This is a genomic window from Cohnella sp. GCM10020058, assembly GCF_042683485.1.
In the GTDB taxonomy this organism is placed as follows: Bacteria; Bacillota; Bacilli; order Paenibacillales; family Paenibacillaceae; genus Cohnella.
Genome location: NZ_JBHUJV010000009.1, coordinates 868353 through 885131 on the forward strand (window position 1 = coordinate 868353; position 16779 = coordinate 885131).

Consider the following 16779-nt stretch of genomic DNA (forward strand, 5'->3'; position numbering starts at 1 on the left):
TTAACTTGCCCCGGGTCGGTCGATTGCCCGGTATCCTGCATCAAGCCGCGGTCCGCTTCCGCGTCGGATGTCCTTCCTGTAGCCAGATCATAACTGCCTGCATCCAACAAACCGCCTGCGTTATTCCGACTGCTCTCATCCTTGTCCTCCGAACGAACGGCAGCACCATCACGACTTCCGTCCTCAACGGTCCGAATAGCCCCGGCACCTTCCCGCGCGCCGGCCAACTCCTCCAGAAACAATGCCAACGGCCGGCTCACGTAAGCATCCCTGCGCATGACGAAGTATGTCCGTATCCGGTTGTACGGCTCCGGCAGCGGATGCACGCGCAGCGCGCCCTCCGCCGCGGCCTTGGCGACGACGCTAAGCGGAAGCAGCGAAATGCCGAGCCCGGCGGATACGCCGCCGATAATTGCCTCCAGCGTGCCGAATTCCATGATCCGGGGCTGCGACCAGGCGCGCTCCTTGGTCCAGCGCTCCAGCACGGATCGGTAGTAGCAGCCGTCCGTAAACACGAGCATCGGGGCGCCTGCAAGGCCGTCCGTCTCCTTATCGTCCGCGGCGGACACCAGGACGATCTCTTCGTCGTACGCGGGCACCGCACTAATCTCGTCCTCCGGCCACGGTCCCGCCAGAAATCCGCCGTCCGCTTCATACCGCAGCACCTTTTCCAGCACGGAAGCCGAATGTCCCGTCGAGAGCGACAGCTCGACGTCGGGATACAGGCGGTGATAGCCCGCAAGCAGCGCCGGCAGCCGCACGGCCGCGCAGCTCTGCGTGGAGGCGATCGCGAGCGGCCCGAGCGGTCCTTCCAGCGATGATATGGCTTTGGCCGCCTCGTCCAACAGGCCGACGATCCGTCCTGCGTATTCCATCAGCAGCTTGCCGTCGGCCGTCAACGTCATTCCACGGTTGTGGCGATGGAACAACGGCTTGCCCAGATCGGTCTCCAACTGGCGGATGCGCGCGGTTACGTTCGATTGCACATACCCGAGTTTGGCAGCGGCGGCCGTCACCGTTCCCTCTAGCGCCACCGCCCGAAATACGCGCAAGTCCCCGCTCTCCATTTCGTCATCCCCTTTTTGGATATCACTTATTATGATGGCGACTATGATTTATTTCTATTTTATTTGAACGCGAACGAAGAATACAATCATTTTTATCAAACGAATTCCCGAAGGAGAGAATACCCGATGAATCCTAAAGCCTACGCTGTGCTGATACTCGTCACCACGTTAACGATGGGGCTTGCCTTTCCGGTCGGACGGATCGGCATCGACTATGCGCCGCCATTCCTGCTGATGAGCGTGCGATTCGTAATTGCCGGCCTGCTCATGGCGGCATTTACCGCGCGTCGCCCCAAGCCGAAGGACGTTTCCTCCTGGCTGCGCATCGCGCTGATCGGCACGCTGGGCTCCGCCGGCGTCATGGGCTGCAGCTATTACAGCATGCGGTGGATCACCTCCGGCGAGTCGGCGATTCTGATCTTTGTGAATCCGCTGCTCGTCATTTTGTTCGGCGCGCTATTTATGAAGGCCAGATACAGGATCCTGCAGTGGGCGGGCGTGGCGCTGGGCTTCGCCGGCGTCTTCTGCACGATGGGCGCGCATCTATCGATGAATCCCGGCACGCTGATCTCGCTGCTCGGCGCCTGCTGCTTCGCGGCCTCATCGCTGCTGATCAAACGATGGGGGCAGGCGTTCGACACTTGGGTGCTGAGCGGCTATCAGATGCTGTTCGGCGGCATCGTGCTTGGCCTCATGAGTACGTTGTTCGAGCATCCCCGCATTGCATTCGGCGGCGGCTTTTATTTCTCGCTCGTCTGGCTCGTGCTCATTAATTCGATCCTGCAGTTTTCGGGCTGGTCTTTCTTGCTTCAGCGGGGCGATCCGGCAAAAACCAACGCTTTCCTGTTCCTCGCGCCGTTCTTCGGCGTCATCGGCGGAGCGATACTGCTCGGCGAGCCTCTCCATGCTTACGTGGCGGCAGGAGGCGCGATGATCTGCGCGGGCATCTTCCTTGTCAACTGGCGCGGCACGGCGTCCCGGAGCGTCCCGGTGACGGCCGAGCGGGCTTAAGGCTATAACGCGTCGGTACTTGCATCGGTATGATATAATGGAGAGACTACGATTAAAATTACCGGAGGTTGGTTGAAGTGCTGGATCGTTTGCAGGCACTGGCGGACCGATACGAGAAGCTGAGCGAGTTATTGTGCGACCCGGACGTGATGAACGATTCGGCCCGTCTGCGCGCCTATGCGAAGGAACAATCGGACCTGCAAGAGCCCTTTCAGGCTTACGTGGAATATAAGCAAGTGTCGGAGCAGCTGACCGATGCCAAGGCGATGCTCGAAGAAAAGCTGGACGACGAGATGAAATCCATGGTCAAAATGGAAATCGAGGAGCTCGCCGCCCGCAAAGAGGAACTGGAGGAACTGGTGCGCGTCCTGCTGCTGCCCAAGGATCCCAACGACGACAAGAATGTGATCGTCGAGATCCGCGGCGCGGCCGGCGGCGAAGAGGCGAACTTGTTCGCCGCGGAGCTTTACCGGATGTACGCCAAGTACGCCGACAGCCAGGGCTGGCGCACGGAGCTGCTTGAAGCGAGCGTGAGCGATCTCGGCGGCTTCAAAGAAGTCATTTTTACCATCAACGGACAGGGCGCCTACAGCAAGATGAAGTTCGAGAGCGGCGCCCACCGCGTGCAGCGCGTACCCGAGACCGAGTCCGGCGGCCGGATTCATACGTCGACCTCGACCGTCGTCGTCATGCCGGAGGCTGAAGAGCTGGACATCGAGATTCTGGACAAAGACATCCGGGTGGACACGTTCTGCTCGAGCGGCGCGGGCGGCCAGTCGGTCAATACGACCAAGTCCGCGGTTCGCGTGACGCATATTCCAACCGGCATCATCGCCACCTGTCAGGACGGCAAGTCCCAGAACGACAACAAGGCGAAGGCGCTGCAGGTGCTCCGTACCCGGATCATGGACATCAAGATCCAGGAAGAGACTGCCAAGTACGCGGGCGAACGTCGCGAGAAGGTCGGCACGGGCGACCGCAGCGAGCGCATCCGCACGTACAATTTCCCGCAGAGCCGCGTTACCGACCACCGCATCGGCCTGACGCTGCACAAGCTCGATTCCGTGCTGAACGGCGAGATGAACGACATCGTTCACGCGCTGTCGATCGCGGAGCAGGCAGAGCTGTTGGAGAAGGAAGGCATGGCACAGAGCCATTGAAATGAACGAGCAGACAGCTAGCCTATATGAGGGCGGATGTCTGCTTTTTTTTGGCGTCGTGGAGCTCACGTTGACTTGGGTGGAGCTGTAGTTTGCTGAAGAAGCTGGAATTGGCAAAAAAGAGCTCTTGCGATTAAACCGCGCAGGAGCTCTTTTGTTTGGGGAGCTTTGGCTTAATCGGCGAGTTCGGCTTGTGCGGGGCGCGGATCGTTCGACAGGCGTTCAAGCCTGGCTGCCGTGTCGCCTTCGGGCGAGGGCATATTGACGATAACCGTCAAATGAGGCGCATTCGACACGGTGAAGGCGGCTTGCTCGAAGACGAGCAGTCCGGCAGTCGGATGGTAGTTGCGCTTTGTGCCCTCCGGCCCGATCAGCACGTCGTGCGTCGGCCACCATTCGCGGAATTCGGCGCTCACGCGGGCGAGCTCTTCGATCATCGCCAGCCACCAAGGATCGCCGGCATATCTGGCGTACCCTGCCCGGAACTGGGCCAGCCGATGGCGCGCATGCGGCTCCCAGCCTTCGCGAAGCAGTTCGCGTACGTAGGACGATGTAAAGGTCCGCCACACGGTATTGCGCTCCCGCTGCGGCATCGCCCCGTAGTCGCCGTAAATCAGGCCGGCTGGCCGATTCCAGGCCACCACGTCCATCCGCTGATCGGTCGCGATGGCCGGACTGGGCGCCTGCAGCTCGAGAAATCGCCGCAGCGTCCGCGGCACGACCCCATCGTTGGGCTGGGGGTCGGCCGGAAGCTGCCGCAGCGCGAGCAGATACAGATGCCTGCGCTCGGTTGCATCAAGCTGCAGGGCTGCCGCGATGCTGTCCAGCACCTGAGCGGATGCCTGGATATCGCGCGCTTGCTCCAGCCACTTGTACCAATCCGCGCTGACACCTGCCAGCATGGCCACTTCCTCGCGCCGCAGACCGGGCGTCCGACGCCTGCCGCCGCCAGGCAATCCTACCTGCTCCGGTGTCAGTCTGGCTCGCCGAGTCTTCAAAAACAGCGCGAGCTCCTGCTGTCGCTTGCCGTTTGCAGGTTCCATGACTTGCTTCACTTCCTTTTCCGAGAGGCGCGTTATCCGGGGAGCGCCGCTCCCGGGATAAACCGTCCGCTTACGCATGCGTCAGCACCATTATAAACTGACCTGGATGCGGATGGCGACCGACGCCGTCCGGGAAACGGGAGGAATACAAATGGAAAATGTCGCTCGAACAAGCGTATGGCGCGAAACCAGGCAAGGTCGCGCCGCGCTGCTGCTCGGCCTGTCGCTCGGCTACTTTATGGTGCTGATGGACACGACGGCGCTCGGCGTGGCGCTGCCCGCGATCCGAGCCGATCTTGGCGGAGGTTTATCCGGCTTGCAATGGGTGGTCAACGCCTACACGATCGTTTTCGCGGGGCTGCTGATGTCCATGGGCGCACTGGCGGACCGGCTTGGCGCGAAGCGAGTCTACTCGGCCGGACTGGCCGTGTTTCTCGCTTCATCCGCGTTGTGTGCCGCTTCGCCTTCGCTGGGCGCGCTTATCGGGTTTCGTGCCATGCTGGGCGTCGGCGGGGCGGCCTTGCTGCCCGCTTCCCTAGCGTTGCTGGCAAAGTCGTATCCGCAGCCGGCCGCCAGGGCGAGGGCGCTTGGCATCTGGGCGGCGACGACGGGGGCCGCCATGGCAGTCGGTCCCGTCGCCGGGGGCTTGCTCGCTGACGGCTTGGGCTGGAGGAGCATCTTCCTGATCAACGTACCGCTCGCCGCCGTCAGTCTGGTCGCGGTCGGCCGCCTTGCGGGCACCGATGCAGGCCGAGTGCGGCGCGGCCTTGATCCGGCCGGACAAGCGACCTGTATCGCGGCGATCGCTTCGCTTGCCTACGCGCTGACCGAAGGGCCGGCTCGCGGATGGACGTCGCCTATCGTGGTGGGGGCATTCGGCCTGTTTGCGCTCGCGTCCGCTGGCTTTGCGATTGCGGAGTCCCGCGGCAAGGCGCCGCTTCTTCCGCTTCGCCTGTTTGCGGTGCCAACAGTAGCTGCAGGCATGCTGTCGGGACTGCTCGTCAATATCGGTCTGTCCGGTGTGCTGTTCGCGCTGCCGCTCTATTTCCAGCAGGCACGGGGGGACGAGGCGCATGCGGCGGGCCTGGCGATGCTGCCGATGACGATCCCGCTGGCGTTTAACCCGATATTGACGGGGCGAATCGTCGGCCGCGTCGGCGCGAGACTGCCTATGACCTTCGGCTTCGGCTTATGCGCGGCCGGCGTAATGACCCTGGCGGCTGCGACGAGAGATCACGGCTACGCTTATGATGTTAGCGGCTTGCTGCTCGTGGGGTTCGGCACTTCTTTAGCCATCCCGTCCTTGATGGCCGCCGTGATGGCCGCTTCGCCGCACGAGTGGACGGGGGCGGCTTCCGGCGCCCTGAATGCCTCGCGCCAGCTTGGCGCGACGCTAGGTGTCGTGCTGACGGGCGCCTTCCTGCGGCATGCCGAGTCGATGGAAGCGGGCGTCCGACAAGGTTTTGTCGCGCTTGGGCTCGTCCTGGCGGCGGGTGCGATCCTGGCTTGGTCGGGGATCGGGCGGGAGCGTCGGCGATAGGCGTGCTTGCGGGGCGGCGCTTGGCGTTAGGGAACGAATAACGGCAGTCGGCGCCGCTGCTGCGGGCAAGTTGTCTGCCCCGTCCGCCGGGGAGCGGCGTTGCACGGAAAAACCTTGTAATTTCTTTCCGAGCAAAATAAGCACAAACTGACGCCATTCTCGTCCAATACAGCGGCATGTGGTACCATGGCGGTATATCGAAGACCGGAATCGCGGTATTTTCGGCAAAGGGAGGACGGCATGGAAAGAGGAAGAACGTACGGCGAAGTGTGGAAGGCCGGTGCCCGGCAGTTGGCGGAAGCCGGTATCGAGAATACTGAGGCAGAAGCGGGGGCGGAGCTTCTGATCTTGCACGCGCTCGGGATCGGAAAGGGCGAGCTGCTGCGGGATCTGCGGGAGCCGTTTCCGGAGGCGAAGCGGCAGGCGTGGGAGACGATGCTGGCGCGAAGGGCTGCAGGAGAGCCGGCGCAATACGTGACCGGCGAGCAATATTTTTACGGACGGCGATTTGCCGTGACGTCTGCGGTACTGATTCCGAGGCCCGAGACGGAGCTGCTGGCCGAAGCGGTGCTCGAAGGCGCGGCCCAGATCGCAGTGGCGCGCAAGGCGGCACGAGGCGAAGGGCAGGCGGAGACAGCGCCGGTCAATGCGCCGGAAACAGAGCTGCGCTTGCTGGACGTCGGCACGGGCAGCGGCGCGCTGGCGGTCACGCTGAAGCTGGAGCAGCCCGGCTGGCAGGTGACCGCCAGCGATCTGTCGCCGGAAGCGCTTGAAGTGGCGGCAGGCAACGCGGCCGCGCTCGGCGCGAACGTTCGCTTCGTGCAGGGCGATCTGCTGGCGCCGTTTCTGGCAGGAGGCGCGCATGCGGGCGAGCGGATCGATATCCTCGTTTCCAATCCGCCATACATCCCTTCTTCGGACCTGTCCGGCCTGCAGGCAGAAGTGCGGGAGCACGAACCGCATCTTGCGCTGGACGGAGGGCCGGACGGGCTGGCGCCTTACCGCCGGATGGCGGAGCAGCTGAGTGGGCTGGCGGAACTGCCGGCGATGGTCGCCTGGGAGGTCGGCATCCACCAAGCGGAGCAAGCGTCGTCGCTTCTTCGCGAGGCGGCCGAGTGGGACGAGATCCGCATCGTACGCGATTACGCCGGCATCGACCGTCACGTGCTCGCGCTTCGTTTCTAAAATAACAAAATATAGATTGCTAGGTTTACAGATTTGAGAGAAGGACATAATGAGGACTAAGCCGTTCCGGAACGCATCGGCCGCACCGACGGGTGCGCACAAGGAGCGAGAACGATGCGTGGTCTTCGTCATTATGGTCCTTTTCTTTTTCTTCTTCTTATCGGTTTGTCGGGCTTTTCCACGTTGGCAGTGAACCGCGCCTCGGCGGACGCCGAAGGCGACGATACAATACCGAACCAGGCGATCCGCATCCGGATCATCGCCAATTCGGACAGCGATCGCGATCAGGCGATCAAACGCAAAGTACGCGACGACGTCTCCGCGTTAATTGAAGCTTGGGGCGAAATGCCGGGTACGATCGAAGAAGCGCGTGCGCTTATCCGCTCGCGGCTGTCGGATGTCGAGGCGGCGGCCGACAAGTCGCTGAAGGGCTCCAAGGCCGGTTACGGCGAAAAAACGGAGCTTGCGGTCGTGGATTTTCCGGCGAAAACGTTCGAGGGAAAAACGTATCCGGCGGGACAGTACGAGGCGCTCCGGATTACGCTCGGCAAGGGCGGCGGCGCCAACTGGTGGTGCGTGCTGTTCCCGCCGCTGTGCCTGGCCGCGTCGGCCAAGGCGGAAGAACCTGCCGCGTCGGACGCGAAGCAGTCTTCCAAGCAGACGGCAGCCGTGCAAAAGGGCGATCAAGACAATGCTGCAAAGGTTAAAAAAGCGTCCGCAAACGCAGCGCAAGAGGACGGCGTCATCGCCGCGGCAGTGCCTGCTGAGAAGCCGAAGGCCGAGTTCTTCCTGATCGTGCTGCTCGAGAAGCTGTTCAGCTTTATCGCATCGTTGTTCTCCTGAACGGATCGTTGTTCTCCCGAACGCTGTGATATAATCGTCCTAACTTGAAGGAACGCGAGGGACGGACATGCATACGAAAACGAAATATTGGACGCCGGCCGACGGGGATGCCGGCTTGAACGAAGCCGCCGCGGCGCTTGCCGCAGGCGGCGTCGTGGCGTTTCCGACCGAGACGGTGTACGGGCTCGGGGCGGACGCGCGCAGCGAAGCCGCAGCGGAACGGATCTTCGCGGCCAAGGGGAGGCCTTCCGACAATCCGTTGATCGTGCATCTGGCGGATGCGGCGGACGTGGATGCGCTGGCCGCAGAGGCGTCGCCGCTGGAGCGGACGCTCATGGCCGCCTTCTGGCCGGGGCCGCTCACGCTGGTACTGCCCGTGCGTCCCGGGACCATAGCGGCCCGCGTCACCGCGGGGCTCGACACGGTCGCCGTGCGCGTGCCGGCGCACGAGATCGCGCGGCGGCTGATCGCGGCCGCCGGCTGCCCGGTCGCGGCGCCCAGCGCGAACCGCTCGGGCCGACCGAGCCCGACGCTCGCGAGCCATGTGCGCGACGATCTCGACGGGCGCATCGACGGCGTGCTCGACGGCGGCCCGACCGGCGTCGGCGTGGAGTCGACCGTCGTCCGCGTGCTCGGCGGCGACGTGCATATTCTGCGGCCGGGCGGCGTGACGGCCGAGCAACTGCGCGAGGCCGCGGGCGGCGCGGCGCGCATCGTGGTCTCGGGCGCGGAGGCGGAGGCTGCGGCCGGCGGGAGCGAGGTCGATGCAGCCGCCGGTTCCGCGGACGCCGCGAGGGCGATCGATGCCGCCGGCGCCGATGGGGCGGCTGTGGGTGCTGCGGGCGCGCCGCGCTCGCCCGGCGTGAAGTACGCCCATTACGCCCCGCAGGGCGCAATGGCAATCGCCTCGGGCGCGCCGGAGGCCGTGCGCGCCGCGGTTCAAGCCGCCGTCGACGCGGCGCGGCGGCGGGGCGAGCCTGCCGGCGTGCTGTGCTGCGACGAGCACGCAGCGTTTTACAGCGCGGACGCCGTCATCGCGCTGGGCCAGCGCGCTGCGCCGGCGGCCGCCGCGCAGGCGCTGTACGCGGCGCTGCGCGAGTGCGACGCGCGCGGTCTGCGGTTCATCGCGGCCGAAGCCTTCCCGGAGGAAGGCATCGGGGCCGCGCTCATGAACCGCATGCGCAAGGCGGCTGGCGGCCGCACGCTGCCGGTCTGACCGGCGCTGCCCAAGGACGCCATGAAGGCTTTCAGGCTCGTCGCTAGATACGAGCCTGCCGGTTCTCGCGTATAGCCCAGCTGCTCTGCTTATCATCGTCCCCCGGCTCGCAGCTTCGACACGCTTCTGCTCTTCTTCTGGCGCAAACCGGTTCATCTGCCTTCGTCGGGTCATGTTCCCCGTCTTGTCCGCATATACTCCCTATATCGGGTTAGCTGGACAAGGGGGCTAAATCATGGAATGGTCTGCGGCGGCAGGGCATTTGATTACGATCGGCATTATGGCGGTCGCGCTCGGGATGGATGCCTTCTCGCTCGGCATCGGAATCGGGCTTAAGGGCATCCGGAAGCTGGACGTGCTCAAGTTGAGCGCCTTGATCGCATTGTTTCACATCCTGATGCCGCTTGGCGGGATGCTGACCGGTCACTATGTGAGCGGACTGCTGGGCGGCGTCGCCACGTCGGCGGCGGGCGCGCTTCTGATCCTTCTCGGCGGGCATATGGTGTACAGCGCGATTCGCGGAGAGTCGGTCTCGTCGTTCAACCATCGGACGTTTTGGGGGATGCTCGTTTTTGCGCTCAGCGTGAGCATCGATGCTTTTTCGGTCGGCGTCTCCCTGGGGATGTTCTCGGCGCATATGATGTTCACGGTGCTCATGTTCGGATTCGTGGGCGGCGCCATGAGCGTGCTGGGGCTGCTGCTCGGGACGCGGGTGAGCCAGTCGCTGGGCGGCTACGGAGAAGCGTTCGGCGGGGTCATTTTGTTTGCATTCGGCCTGCTGTTTCTGATATAACTAGTTCACTATAAAGTGACGGTGCGACGGTCCGTCCGAACGAGGAGGCTAGGATGATGCGGCGTATATTGATGGTGTGCACCGGGAATACATGCCGGAGTCCGATGGCCGAAGCCCTGCTGCGAGATTGGGCAAGACGGACGGGCACGGAGATGGAAGTACGGTCCGCCGGCGTGGCCGCCCAATCGGGCATGCCGATCTCCGCGAATGCGGCGGAGACGCTAAGGCGCAGCAATGTCGCACTTCCCGGTTCTTCGACGAGGCTTGACCGGGGAGACGTGGAGTGGGCGGAACTTATCCTGACGATGACCGCTTCTCACAAGCGCGCGATCGCGGAACGGTATCCGCACGCCGCTTCCAAGACCTATACTTTAAAGGAATACGCGCGTCAGAGCGAAGCGCTGCTGCCCGACCTGCAGGAGATGGATCGCCTTCATGCGGAATTTCAGATGGCGCTGGCGCTCGGCAAGCCGTTCCCCGAACAGGATAGGCGGCGTCTGACCGAGCTGTCGCGGCGCGCGCCCGATCTTGACATCGCGGATCCGTACGGCGGTCCGCTTGCGGTATACGAGGCTTGCGCGCGGCAGATTCGCGAGGCGATCGACCGGGCTTTTGGCGGGCGGCCCGCTTCGAATTGAATCCTTTTAAAATTATGCGTCCATACCGAACGGCAAAGCGCCGTCTGCTTCTTGTCAGGGGAGCGGGCGGCGCTATTCTTAATGCGAATCCCGCAGCTTGGCGATCTCTTCCTGCTGCAGATCGAGCAGGTCGGCGATCTGTCCGGGCGTAAAGCCTTTGGCCAGCAGCTTGCGCACGCTCTCGGCGCGGCCGGCTTCTATGCCTTTTTCTTTTCCCTTTTCCAGACCTTCCTCCAAGCCTTCCTCGTAACCCCAACGCTTCCATGCGGGCATCAATTCCATTACGCGTTCGGCCTCCTCCGGGTCGCGAGCCTGCAGCTCGCGCAATATGGACCGATCCTCTTCGGGCTCGGGCCGGTAGTAGAGATCCGCAATCGACATGACGAGCGCCAGCTTGGCGTCGTCCAGCTTCGGATGCAGCCTCGCCAGCATTTTGAGGTAAGCCAGGCGAAGCTCGCGTCTATCCTTTTCATTATAACCCATCCGCGATAACAGCGCAGCGGCTACAGGGTTATCCGACTTGGCGAAGCGCCGCCAATCCAGGCGGGCCAGCTCCAGCTTGCGGTAGCGGAACTCCACGATGCTCTCCTCCTCAAAGCGCATGGCATATCCGCCAGGTTCGTCTCGTGTGCGGCTTCCGGTGAACACGGCTACAGGGAGAATTACCTTATAGGTCTTGCGGTGACGCTCCAGCAACCTGGCGAAGTAGAGGAACATTCGCTCTCCGAAATCCGCCTGCGCATAAGACTGAGGCTCCAGATGAATAAGAATAAACGCATTGCCGTCTCGCAGGCGAACCTCGACCAGCAGATCTACCGTACGTTTCTCGCCTCCAACGACATCCACCAGCAGTTCCTGCATGAGAAAGCGAGTATGCGCAAAGTCGATCAAACGATAAAGCTCGGGAAAAAACAAGGACATGAATTCGGCGAAAAAAGCTTGCAGCAGCTTCTTGAAGGCTTCGTCATGCGGTGCCATCTCGGATCTCACGCTCCCCCGGGGCAAACAAAAAGCGCCGCAAACTCTCCTTGGAGAGCGTGCGACGCATGCTTTGCGACCGTATTCGTGACATCAGTTTATCAGGCGATCGGTCAAGTTGCAACGCCCGGTCCCCATCAAATCTCTTCGTTCCAGTCCGGACTCCTGTCCCCGTAATTCTCCGCTTCGGCCATCCCGTCCGCCATTTCGTACTGCTCCTCGTTTGCGGCACTCTGAATGTCCTCCGAGCTGACGGATAAATAGAGGTAACCGTCTTCGCGGTTTTTGCGCAGCGCCTTTTCCTTCATAAACTTCGGGCTGGCATCCCCGGCTTCCTCGTCGTATACGAGAATGATGCCTTCCGTTTTGCGGAGAAGCAGATCGTCGCGCGCGGCGAATTGCCAGGGGCCGTTGTAAGGCTGCTTGCTCACGGCGCCGTAATAGTCCACATCCTTCAGGATGCCGCGGTAATATTCCTGCTTGTCCTCGCTCCACTTTTCCTCCTGGCCCTCGAAGGCCGTCAGGATCGACAGCCGCAGCTGCGGATACTCCTTTTTCAGCGCGATGACCGATTCGCAAGCCCACAGATCGACGCCGTATTGGCCGGGCGTGATGACCCATTCGAGACCTTCTTCGATTAACGGGATCAGCTTGGACTCGATTGCTTTGCGTATAAAAGGAATACCCTTGTGTTTTTGTCCGAAAATGCCGAGCTCGTGCGCGCGGTATCCGGTAATCAGCAGATTGTTCATGCGAGCTCCTTACTGAACCGTCGTAAGCCTTGATAAGGATGATTATAGTCTATTTTCGATTGACTTCGGCATTTTCCTTCGCTATGATGAAGCTACAAGTTGCAGTTCCGGTGTAACTGGCGACACAAGTGGGGTTAACCACAGTGGAGCACCGGAATGTCGGCCGGTCGCCTGGGCAGAGAGCAGCGTGCTTTAAGCATGCGTGCTCTTTTTCGTCTTTTTTCGGCAAATTCGGTATAATACAACTGACAATCAAGGGAGGTAGGTACAGTCATGATCATCGCCATCGGCGCCGACCACGCGGGCTATCGTCTCAAGGACGTCATCGTCCCTTTCCTGGAAGCGCAGGGTCACCAGATTATCGATCTCGGATGCCATTGCGGGGATTCGGTGGATTATCCGGATTATGCCGTGCCCGTATGCGGCAAGGTCGTCAGCGGGGAAGCGGACAGGGGCATTCTGATCTGCGGCACCGGGATCGGCATGTCGATCGCGGCCAACAAGACGCCGGGCATCCGCTGCGCGCTCGTGCACGATTTGTTCTCGGCCAAGGCCACGCGCGAACACAACGACACTAATGTGCTGGCGATGGGCGAGCGCGTTGTCGGACCGGGCGTTGCCGAGGAGATCGTGCGCGTCTGGCTGGACACGCCCTTCTCCGAAGGGCCTCGCCATGTCGGGCGTCTGAACAAGGTCAAGGCCCTTGAAGAGCAGCAGGCACTCCACCCTTGAACGGAAGCGGAGGCGCATAGCGAATGACTGACCGTAACCAAGCATTGCCCGTATCGGGACAAGTCGAGCAAGCGTTGGCCGAGCTGGCCGAAGCGGCTGCGCTGGGCGCCGGACAGATCGTCGTGCTGGGCGTCAGCACGAGCGAGGTGCAAGGACGCCGCATCGGCACGTCCGGAGCGCCGGCCGTCGCCCGGGAGATCTACGAAGGCGTGCGGCGCGTCCGCGAGCGGCAGGGGTTCGAGACGGTATGGCAATGCTGCGAGCATCTGAACCGCGCGCTCGTGACCGAGCGAAGCTTGGCCATGGCCCGGGGCTGGACGATCGTATCGGCTGTGCCCGTGCCCAAGGCCGGCGGCTCCATGGCCGCCTACGCTTTCAGTCAGTTGGCGGATCCCTGCCTCGTCGAGGCGGTAGCCGTCGATGCGGGCCTTGATATCGGCGAAACGCTGATCGGCATGCACCTGCGCCAGGTCGCCGTGCCGGTAAGGCCATCCGGCCGCTGGATCGGAGAAGCGCGGGTGACGATGGCATACGCGCGGCCGAAGCTGATCGGCGGCGAGCGCGCAGTATACGCGAAGCCGAGCCGGGAGGCGCCGCCTTCCGGAACGTGCGACTGAGCCGCCAGGCTGGCAACGGCTTCTGCCGCCGGTTTGTTCAGCCTTCGTACGTGCGGAAGAGGCGAATTGCCCGATTAACCCCGAGTAAAGCGGCGGCTATCAGCGCACTTTGGCGCCGATTTCGTCCCGTTCCGAACGGAAATAACTGCAAATATGCAGGTTATGGAGCGGGATGGCGGCCAGATGAGCCGGATAGCTGCAGATTGCAGTTAAATTGCTTTAGCTGTAAACAAAACAACCAAATGATGAGAAATACCTGCATGTATGCAGTTATCTCCTCGTCATCGGCCAACATAAATGAAAAAAGCAACATGATTGCATGATTGCAGTTATTCTCGTCATCGCTTTAAATTCAACTTTCTCATAACCCCAAGGAGGACCACCCATGACCGCCAATCTGCGCAAGCAAGATCCCGAGATCGTCAAAGCCCTTAACCTCGAGCTCGGCCGCCAACGCGACAACCTCGAGCTGATCGCATCCGAAAACATCGTTAGCGAAGCCGTCCTTGAAGCGATGGGCACCGTTCTGACCAACAAATATGCCGAAGGCTACCCGGGCAAGCGGTTCTACGGCGGCTGCGAGTACGTCGACATTCCCGAAGAGATCGCCCGCAACCGCGCCAAGGAACTGTTCGGCGCCGATCATGCCAACGTGCAGCCGCACTCCGGCGCGCAGGCCAACCTCGCCGTCTACCTGGCGACGCTGCAACCGGGCGACACCGTGCTCGGCATGAATCTCGCGCACGGCGGCCACCTGACGCACGGCAGCCCGGTCAACGCCTCCGGCTTGCTGTACAACTTCGTCGCTTACGGCGTCGACGAGCAGACCTTCACGATCAACTACGACGAAGTCCGCAAAGCCGCGTTCAAGCACCGTCCGCGCATGATCGTCGCCGGCGCGAGCGCGTATCCGCGCATCATCGACTTTGAAGTGCTCGGCCAGATCGCCCGCGACGTGGGCGCACTGTTCATGGTCGACATGGCGCATATCGCCGGTCTCGTGGCAGGCGGCCAGCACCCGAGCCCGGTGCCGCACGCGCACTTCGTCACGACGACGACGCACAAGACGCTGCGCGGACCGCGCGGCGGCCTGATCCTGTGCACCAAGCCGTGGGCTGCGGCGATCGACAAGGCGGTATTCCCCGGCACGCAGGGCGGTCCGCTCATGCACACGATCGCAGCCAAAGCCGTTGCGCTCGGCGAAGCGCTGCAGCCGTCCTTCAAGGATTATGCGGCTAACGTCGTGACAAACGCCAAGGCGCTTGCCGAGACGTTGACCGCAGAGGGCATCAACCTCGTCTCCGGCGGCACGGACAACCACTTGATGCTCGTGGACACCCGCAGCCTGAACATTACGGGCAAGGATGCCGAGCACTTGCTCGACTCCGTGGGCATCACCGTCAACAAGAACGCGATTCCGTTCGATCCGACGAGCCCGTTCATCACGAGCGGCATCCGCATCGGTACGCCGGCCGTTACTTCGCGCGGGATGGACGCCGCGGCGATGAAGAAGGTCGGCCAGGCCATCGCCATCACATTGAAGAACGCCAAGGACGAGACCAAGCTTGAAGAAGCGCGCAAGCTGGTACGCGAGCTCGCCTCGCAATATCCGCTGTATCAAGGTCTTGAATACTAAGACCAGGCTCGCCAGCGTATCCTAAAAACAGGTACAGGCGCCCAATTTTGACCTTTCGAGGCCGAATTGGGCGCCATTTGTTTGACGATTCGGGACATTCGGTATAAACTAAGTGTACGCTTAATTCCCGGTATCGGCCGGGAAACGGGGGAACCAAGTCTTTATGGGGCGAATTGAAGCTATTCCAGGCTTCATAGGGTACCATCTTACCCGAGTCCGTCAGCTAACCTCGTAGGCAGTGGATGGGTCACATCTAATTTATTGAAGCTTGAATGACCCTCGCCGGGTCTTTTGGCGTCTCTACAAGACCCCTCTGTCTGGCTAAGCGTATTGCGCGCGCCTGTTGCAGAAGGGTCTTTTCTGTCCTTCGAGGCGTGTCGACTTTAGACCGGGAGAAGGAGGAATTTACGTTGGCCATGCCGGAATTCGCCAGAAACATGGACCAAGACGCTGCCGCTCCTTTCTGCACGAACACGAATACGTATTATCATAGCCTCATCGACTGGGGCGACGCCGACGATCCGCTCCGCAAGCTGCTGTCTCCATCTTTGCCGGCGGCCGGCGGCCAAGGGATCTGGGGCGCCTCCGACGACGAAGCCGACTATCTGGCACAAGGCTATCGCCATAAGTTCCGGACGTCCGCTTTCCTGATGCTTCCTGAGACGGAGGCCGAAGAGGGCGTGTCGCCGGCGCTCGCATATGTGGCGGCTCATCCGGAGATCCGCCAGGTGATTCTGGCGGGCGGCGACTGCTTCAGCCTTCCTACGCTCAAGCTGCGGAATCTAATCCAAAGCTTGCGGGCCATCCCGCACGTCGGAATTATCAGGCTCAGCACGCGCATGCCGGTCATGGAGCCGATGCGCATATCGGACGACCTGGGCTTGCTGCGCCTTATCCGCGAATTTTCTACGCCTTCCAAGCCGCTTTATCTGATGGCGCACATTCATCATCCGCGGGAGATGACGGATCAAGCGATTCGTGCGTTCCGCTCGCTCCGCGACGCAGGAGCCGTCATCGTGAACCGGACGCCGATCCTTGGCGGAATCAACGACGCGCCGGAGTTGCTGGGTGAGCTGCTGGATCGCCTCGAGCTGGCCGGCGTGACGCCGTATTACTTTTTCGTCGATCGTCCGAGCGAGGAGAACGGGGAATTCTCGGTGCCGCTATCCAGGGCGTACCATCTGGTCGAAGAAGCCAAGCTGACGACGGCGGGGCTCGGGCGGCGGGCGCGCCTTGCGGTGAACCACGACGCTGGCTTCGTCGAAGTGCTGGCCGTCGAAGGCGGCAAGGCCTATCTGAAGTTTCACGCGTCACCCGACGACGACGCAGGCAAGTTCATCACGGCAGACTGCCCCGACGACGCGTTGTGGCTGACCGAGCTGCCGGGCAGCGAATCGAAGATCGGGTCGCTGACGATCGACTGGACGGACTCCGAGGATTACGGGCTCCGCACTTCTTACGTCAAGCGGCCTTATCAGATCGGAGATTAATCGGTCTTTTATCATACATCCGGCTTTGCCTTCCGAGGCAGGCCGGATGTATATTTATTTTGACGGATACTTGGGCGT

15 protein-coding genes, 1 pseudogene and 2 riboswitches are annotated in these 16779 nt (G+C 62.0%); of the genes and pseudogenes, 12 read left to right on the forward strand and 4 right to left on the reverse strand.

All coding sequences use genetic code 11. The features are described from left to right. Positions 1-230: 230 nt before the first annotated feature. Positions 231-1067 (reverse strand): annotated as a pseudogene (locus tag ACFSR7_RS19090) (LysR family transcriptional regulator); the annotation flags it as partial. Between the two features lie 126 nt (positions 1068-1193). Here ACFSR7_RS19090 and ACFSR7_RS19095 point away from each other — a divergent pair. Both ACFSR7_RS19095 and prfA read left to right on the forward strand, forming a co-directional pair. Continuing rightward, positions 1194-2078, forward strand: a complete 885-nt coding sequence (locus ACFSR7_RS19095; protein ID WP_378164278.1) for a DMT family transporter — start codon at positions 1194-1196, stop codon at positions 2076-2078. A gap of 77 nt (positions 2079-2155) precedes the next feature. Then, positions 2156-3238, forward strand: coding sequence for a peptide chain release factor 1 (prfA, locus tag ACFSR7_RS19100; protein ID WP_378118485.1), 1083 nt, complete (start codon positions 2156-2158; stop codon positions 3236-3238). A gap of 173 nt (positions 3239-3411) precedes the next feature. Here the strand turns inward: prfA and ACFSR7_RS19105 are convergent, their stop codons facing one another. After that, the gene (locus ACFSR7_RS19105; protein WP_378164279.1) at positions 3412-4281 is read right to left on the reverse strand and encodes a helix-turn-helix transcriptional regulator; all 870 of its coding nucleotides are present in this window, start codon (positions 4279-4281) and stop codon (positions 3412-3414) included. Between the two features lie 151 nt (positions 4282-4432). Between ACFSR7_RS19105 and ACFSR7_RS19110 the strand changes: the two genes are divergently transcribed. From ACFSR7_RS19110 to ACFSR7_RS19135, 6 genes are all read left to right on the forward strand, one after another. After that, positions 4433-5821 carry an MFS transporter gene (locus ACFSR7_RS19110; protein WP_378164281.1) on the forward strand — a complete coding sequence of 463 codons (1389 nt, stop codon included), beginning with the start codon at positions 4433-4435 and terminating at the stop codon, positions 5819-5821. A 240-nt stretch (positions 5822-6061) separates the two neighbouring features. Further along, positions 6062-7006 (forward strand): peptide chain release factor N(5)-glutamine methyltransferase, encoded by a 945-nt coding sequence (gene prmC / locus ACFSR7_RS19115; protein WP_378164283.1) that lies wholly within the window; start codon positions 6062-6064, stop codon positions 7004-7006. A 114-nt stretch (positions 7007-7120) separates the two neighbouring features. Further along, positions 7121-7849, forward strand: coding sequence for a stage II sporulation protein R (gene spoIIR / locus ACFSR7_RS19120; RefSeq protein WP_378164285.1), 729 nt, complete (start codon positions 7121-7123; stop codon positions 7847-7849). A gap of 67 nt (positions 7850-7916) precedes the next feature. Beyond that, entirely contained in the window at positions 7917-9065 is a 1149-nt protein-coding gene (locus ACFSR7_RS19125; protein WP_378164287.1) for an L-threonylcarbamoyladenylate synthase, read from the forward strand. 232 nt (positions 9066-9297) lie between these two features. Next, positions 9298-9858: a manganese efflux pump MntP gene (locus ACFSR7_RS19130; RefSeq protein WP_378164647.1), complete on the forward strand. Its 561-nt coding sequence runs from the start codon at positions 9298-9300 to the stop codon at positions 9856-9858. A 56-nt stretch (positions 9859-9914) separates the two neighbouring features. Next, entirely contained in the window at positions 9915-10496 is a 582-nt protein-coding gene (locus ACFSR7_RS19135) for a low molecular weight protein arginine phosphatase (RefSeq protein WP_378164289.1), read from the forward strand. Positions 10497-10574: 78 nt separating this feature from the next. Here the strand turns inward: ACFSR7_RS19135 and ACFSR7_RS19140 are convergent, their stop codons facing one another. Both ACFSR7_RS19140 and ACFSR7_RS19145 read right to left on the reverse strand, forming a co-directional pair. Continuing rightward, complete coding sequence (locus tag ACFSR7_RS19140; protein ID WP_378164291.1) at positions 10575-11474, reverse strand: Rpn family recombination-promoting nuclease/putative transposase; 900 nt, start codon at positions 11472-11474, stop codon at positions 10575-10577. A 137-nt stretch (positions 11475-11611) separates the two neighbouring features. After that, entirely contained in the window at positions 11612-12226 is a 615-nt protein-coding gene (locus ACFSR7_RS19145; protein WP_378164293.1) for an SLOG family protein, read from the reverse strand. Positions 12227-12328: 102 nt separating this feature from the next. Further along, a riboswitch (ZMP/ZTP riboswitch) is annotated at positions 12329-12410 on the forward strand. 89 nt (positions 12411-12499) lie between these two features. Here ACFSR7_RS19145 and rpiB point away from each other — a divergent pair. From rpiB to ACFSR7_RS19165, 4 genes are all read left to right on the forward strand, one after another. Next, positions 12500-12958 carry a ribose 5-phosphate isomerase B gene (rpiB, locus tag ACFSR7_RS19150; protein WP_378118507.1) on the forward strand — a complete coding sequence of 153 codons (459 nt, stop codon included), beginning with the start codon at positions 12500-12502 and terminating at the stop codon, positions 12956-12958. 23 nt (positions 12959-12981) lie between these two features. After that, a complete protein-coding gene (locus ACFSR7_RS19155) occupies positions 12982-13575 on the forward strand; it encodes a TIGR01440 family protein (RefSeq protein WP_378164295.1) in 594 nt (197 codons plus the stop codon). 385 nt (positions 13576-13960) lie between these two features. Further along, the gene (locus ACFSR7_RS19160; protein WP_378164297.1) at positions 13961-15211 is read left to right on the forward strand and encodes a serine hydroxymethyltransferase; all 1251 of its coding nucleotides are present in this window, start codon (positions 13961-13963) and stop codon (positions 15209-15211) included. Positions 15212-15318: 107 nt separating this feature from the next. After that, positions 15319-15464: riboswitch (cyclic di-AMP (ydaO/yuaA leader) on the forward strand. Positions 15465-15627: 163 nt separating this feature from the next. Beyond that, the gene (locus tag ACFSR7_RS19165; protein WP_378164649.1) at positions 15628-16701 is read left to right on the forward strand and encodes a KamA family radical SAM protein; all 1074 of its coding nucleotides are present in this window, start codon (positions 15628-15630) and stop codon (positions 16699-16701) included. Positions 16702-16779 lie beyond the last annotated feature (78 nt).

Excerpts from the sequence above, each read along its gene's own strand:
- ACFSR7_RS19095 (WP_378164278.1), top strand. The coding sequence starts at position 1,194 with ATGAATCCTAAAGCCTACGCTGTGCTGATACTCGTCACCACGTTAACG.
- ACFSR7_RS19105 (WP_378164279.1), bottom strand. The coding sequence starts at position 4,281 with ATGGAACCTGCAAACGGCAAGCGACAGCAGGAGCTCGCGCTGTTTTTG.
- ACFSR7_RS19110 (WP_378164281.1), top strand. The coding sequence starts at position 4,433 with ATGGAAAATGTCGCTCGAACAAGCGTATGGCGCGAAACCAGGCAAGGT.
- prmC (WP_378164283.1), top strand. The coding sequence starts at position 6,062 with ATGGAAAGAGGAAGAACGTACGGCGAAGTGTGGAAGGCCGGTGCCCGG.
- spoIIR (WP_378164285.1), top strand. The coding sequence starts at position 7,121 with ATGCGTGGTCTTCGTCATTATGGTCCTTTTCTTTTTCTTCTTCTTATC.
- ACFSR7_RS19125 (WP_378164287.1), top strand. The coding sequence starts at position 7,917 with ATGCATACGAAAACGAAATATTGGACGCCGGCCGACGGGGATGCCGGC.
- ACFSR7_RS19135 (WP_378164289.1), top strand. The coding sequence starts at position 9,915 with ATGCGGCGTATATTGATGGTGTGCACCGGGAATACATGCCGGAGTCCG.
- ACFSR7_RS19140 (WP_378164291.1), bottom strand. The coding sequence starts at position 11,474 with ATGGCACCGCATGACGAAGCCTTCAAGAAGCTGCTGCAAGCTTTTTTC.
- ACFSR7_RS19145 (WP_378164293.1), bottom strand. The coding sequence starts at position 12,226 with ATGAACAATCTGCTGATTACCGGATACCGCGCGCACGAGCTCGGCATT.
- rpiB (WP_378118507.1), top strand. The coding sequence starts at position 12,500 with ATGATCATCGCCATCGGCGCCGACCACGCGGGCTATCGTCTCAAGGAC.
- ACFSR7_RS19155 (WP_378164295.1), top strand. The coding sequence starts at position 12,982 with ATGACTGACCGTAACCAAGCATTGCCCGTATCGGGACAAGTCGAGCAA.
- ACFSR7_RS19160 (WP_378164297.1), top strand. The coding sequence starts at position 13,961 with ATGACCGCCAATCTGCGCAAGCAAGATCCCGAGATCGTCAAAGCCCTT.
- ACFSR7_RS19165 (WP_378164649.1), top strand. The coding sequence starts at position 15,628 with ATGCCGGAATTCGCCAGAAACATGGACCAAGACGCTGCCGCTCCTTTC.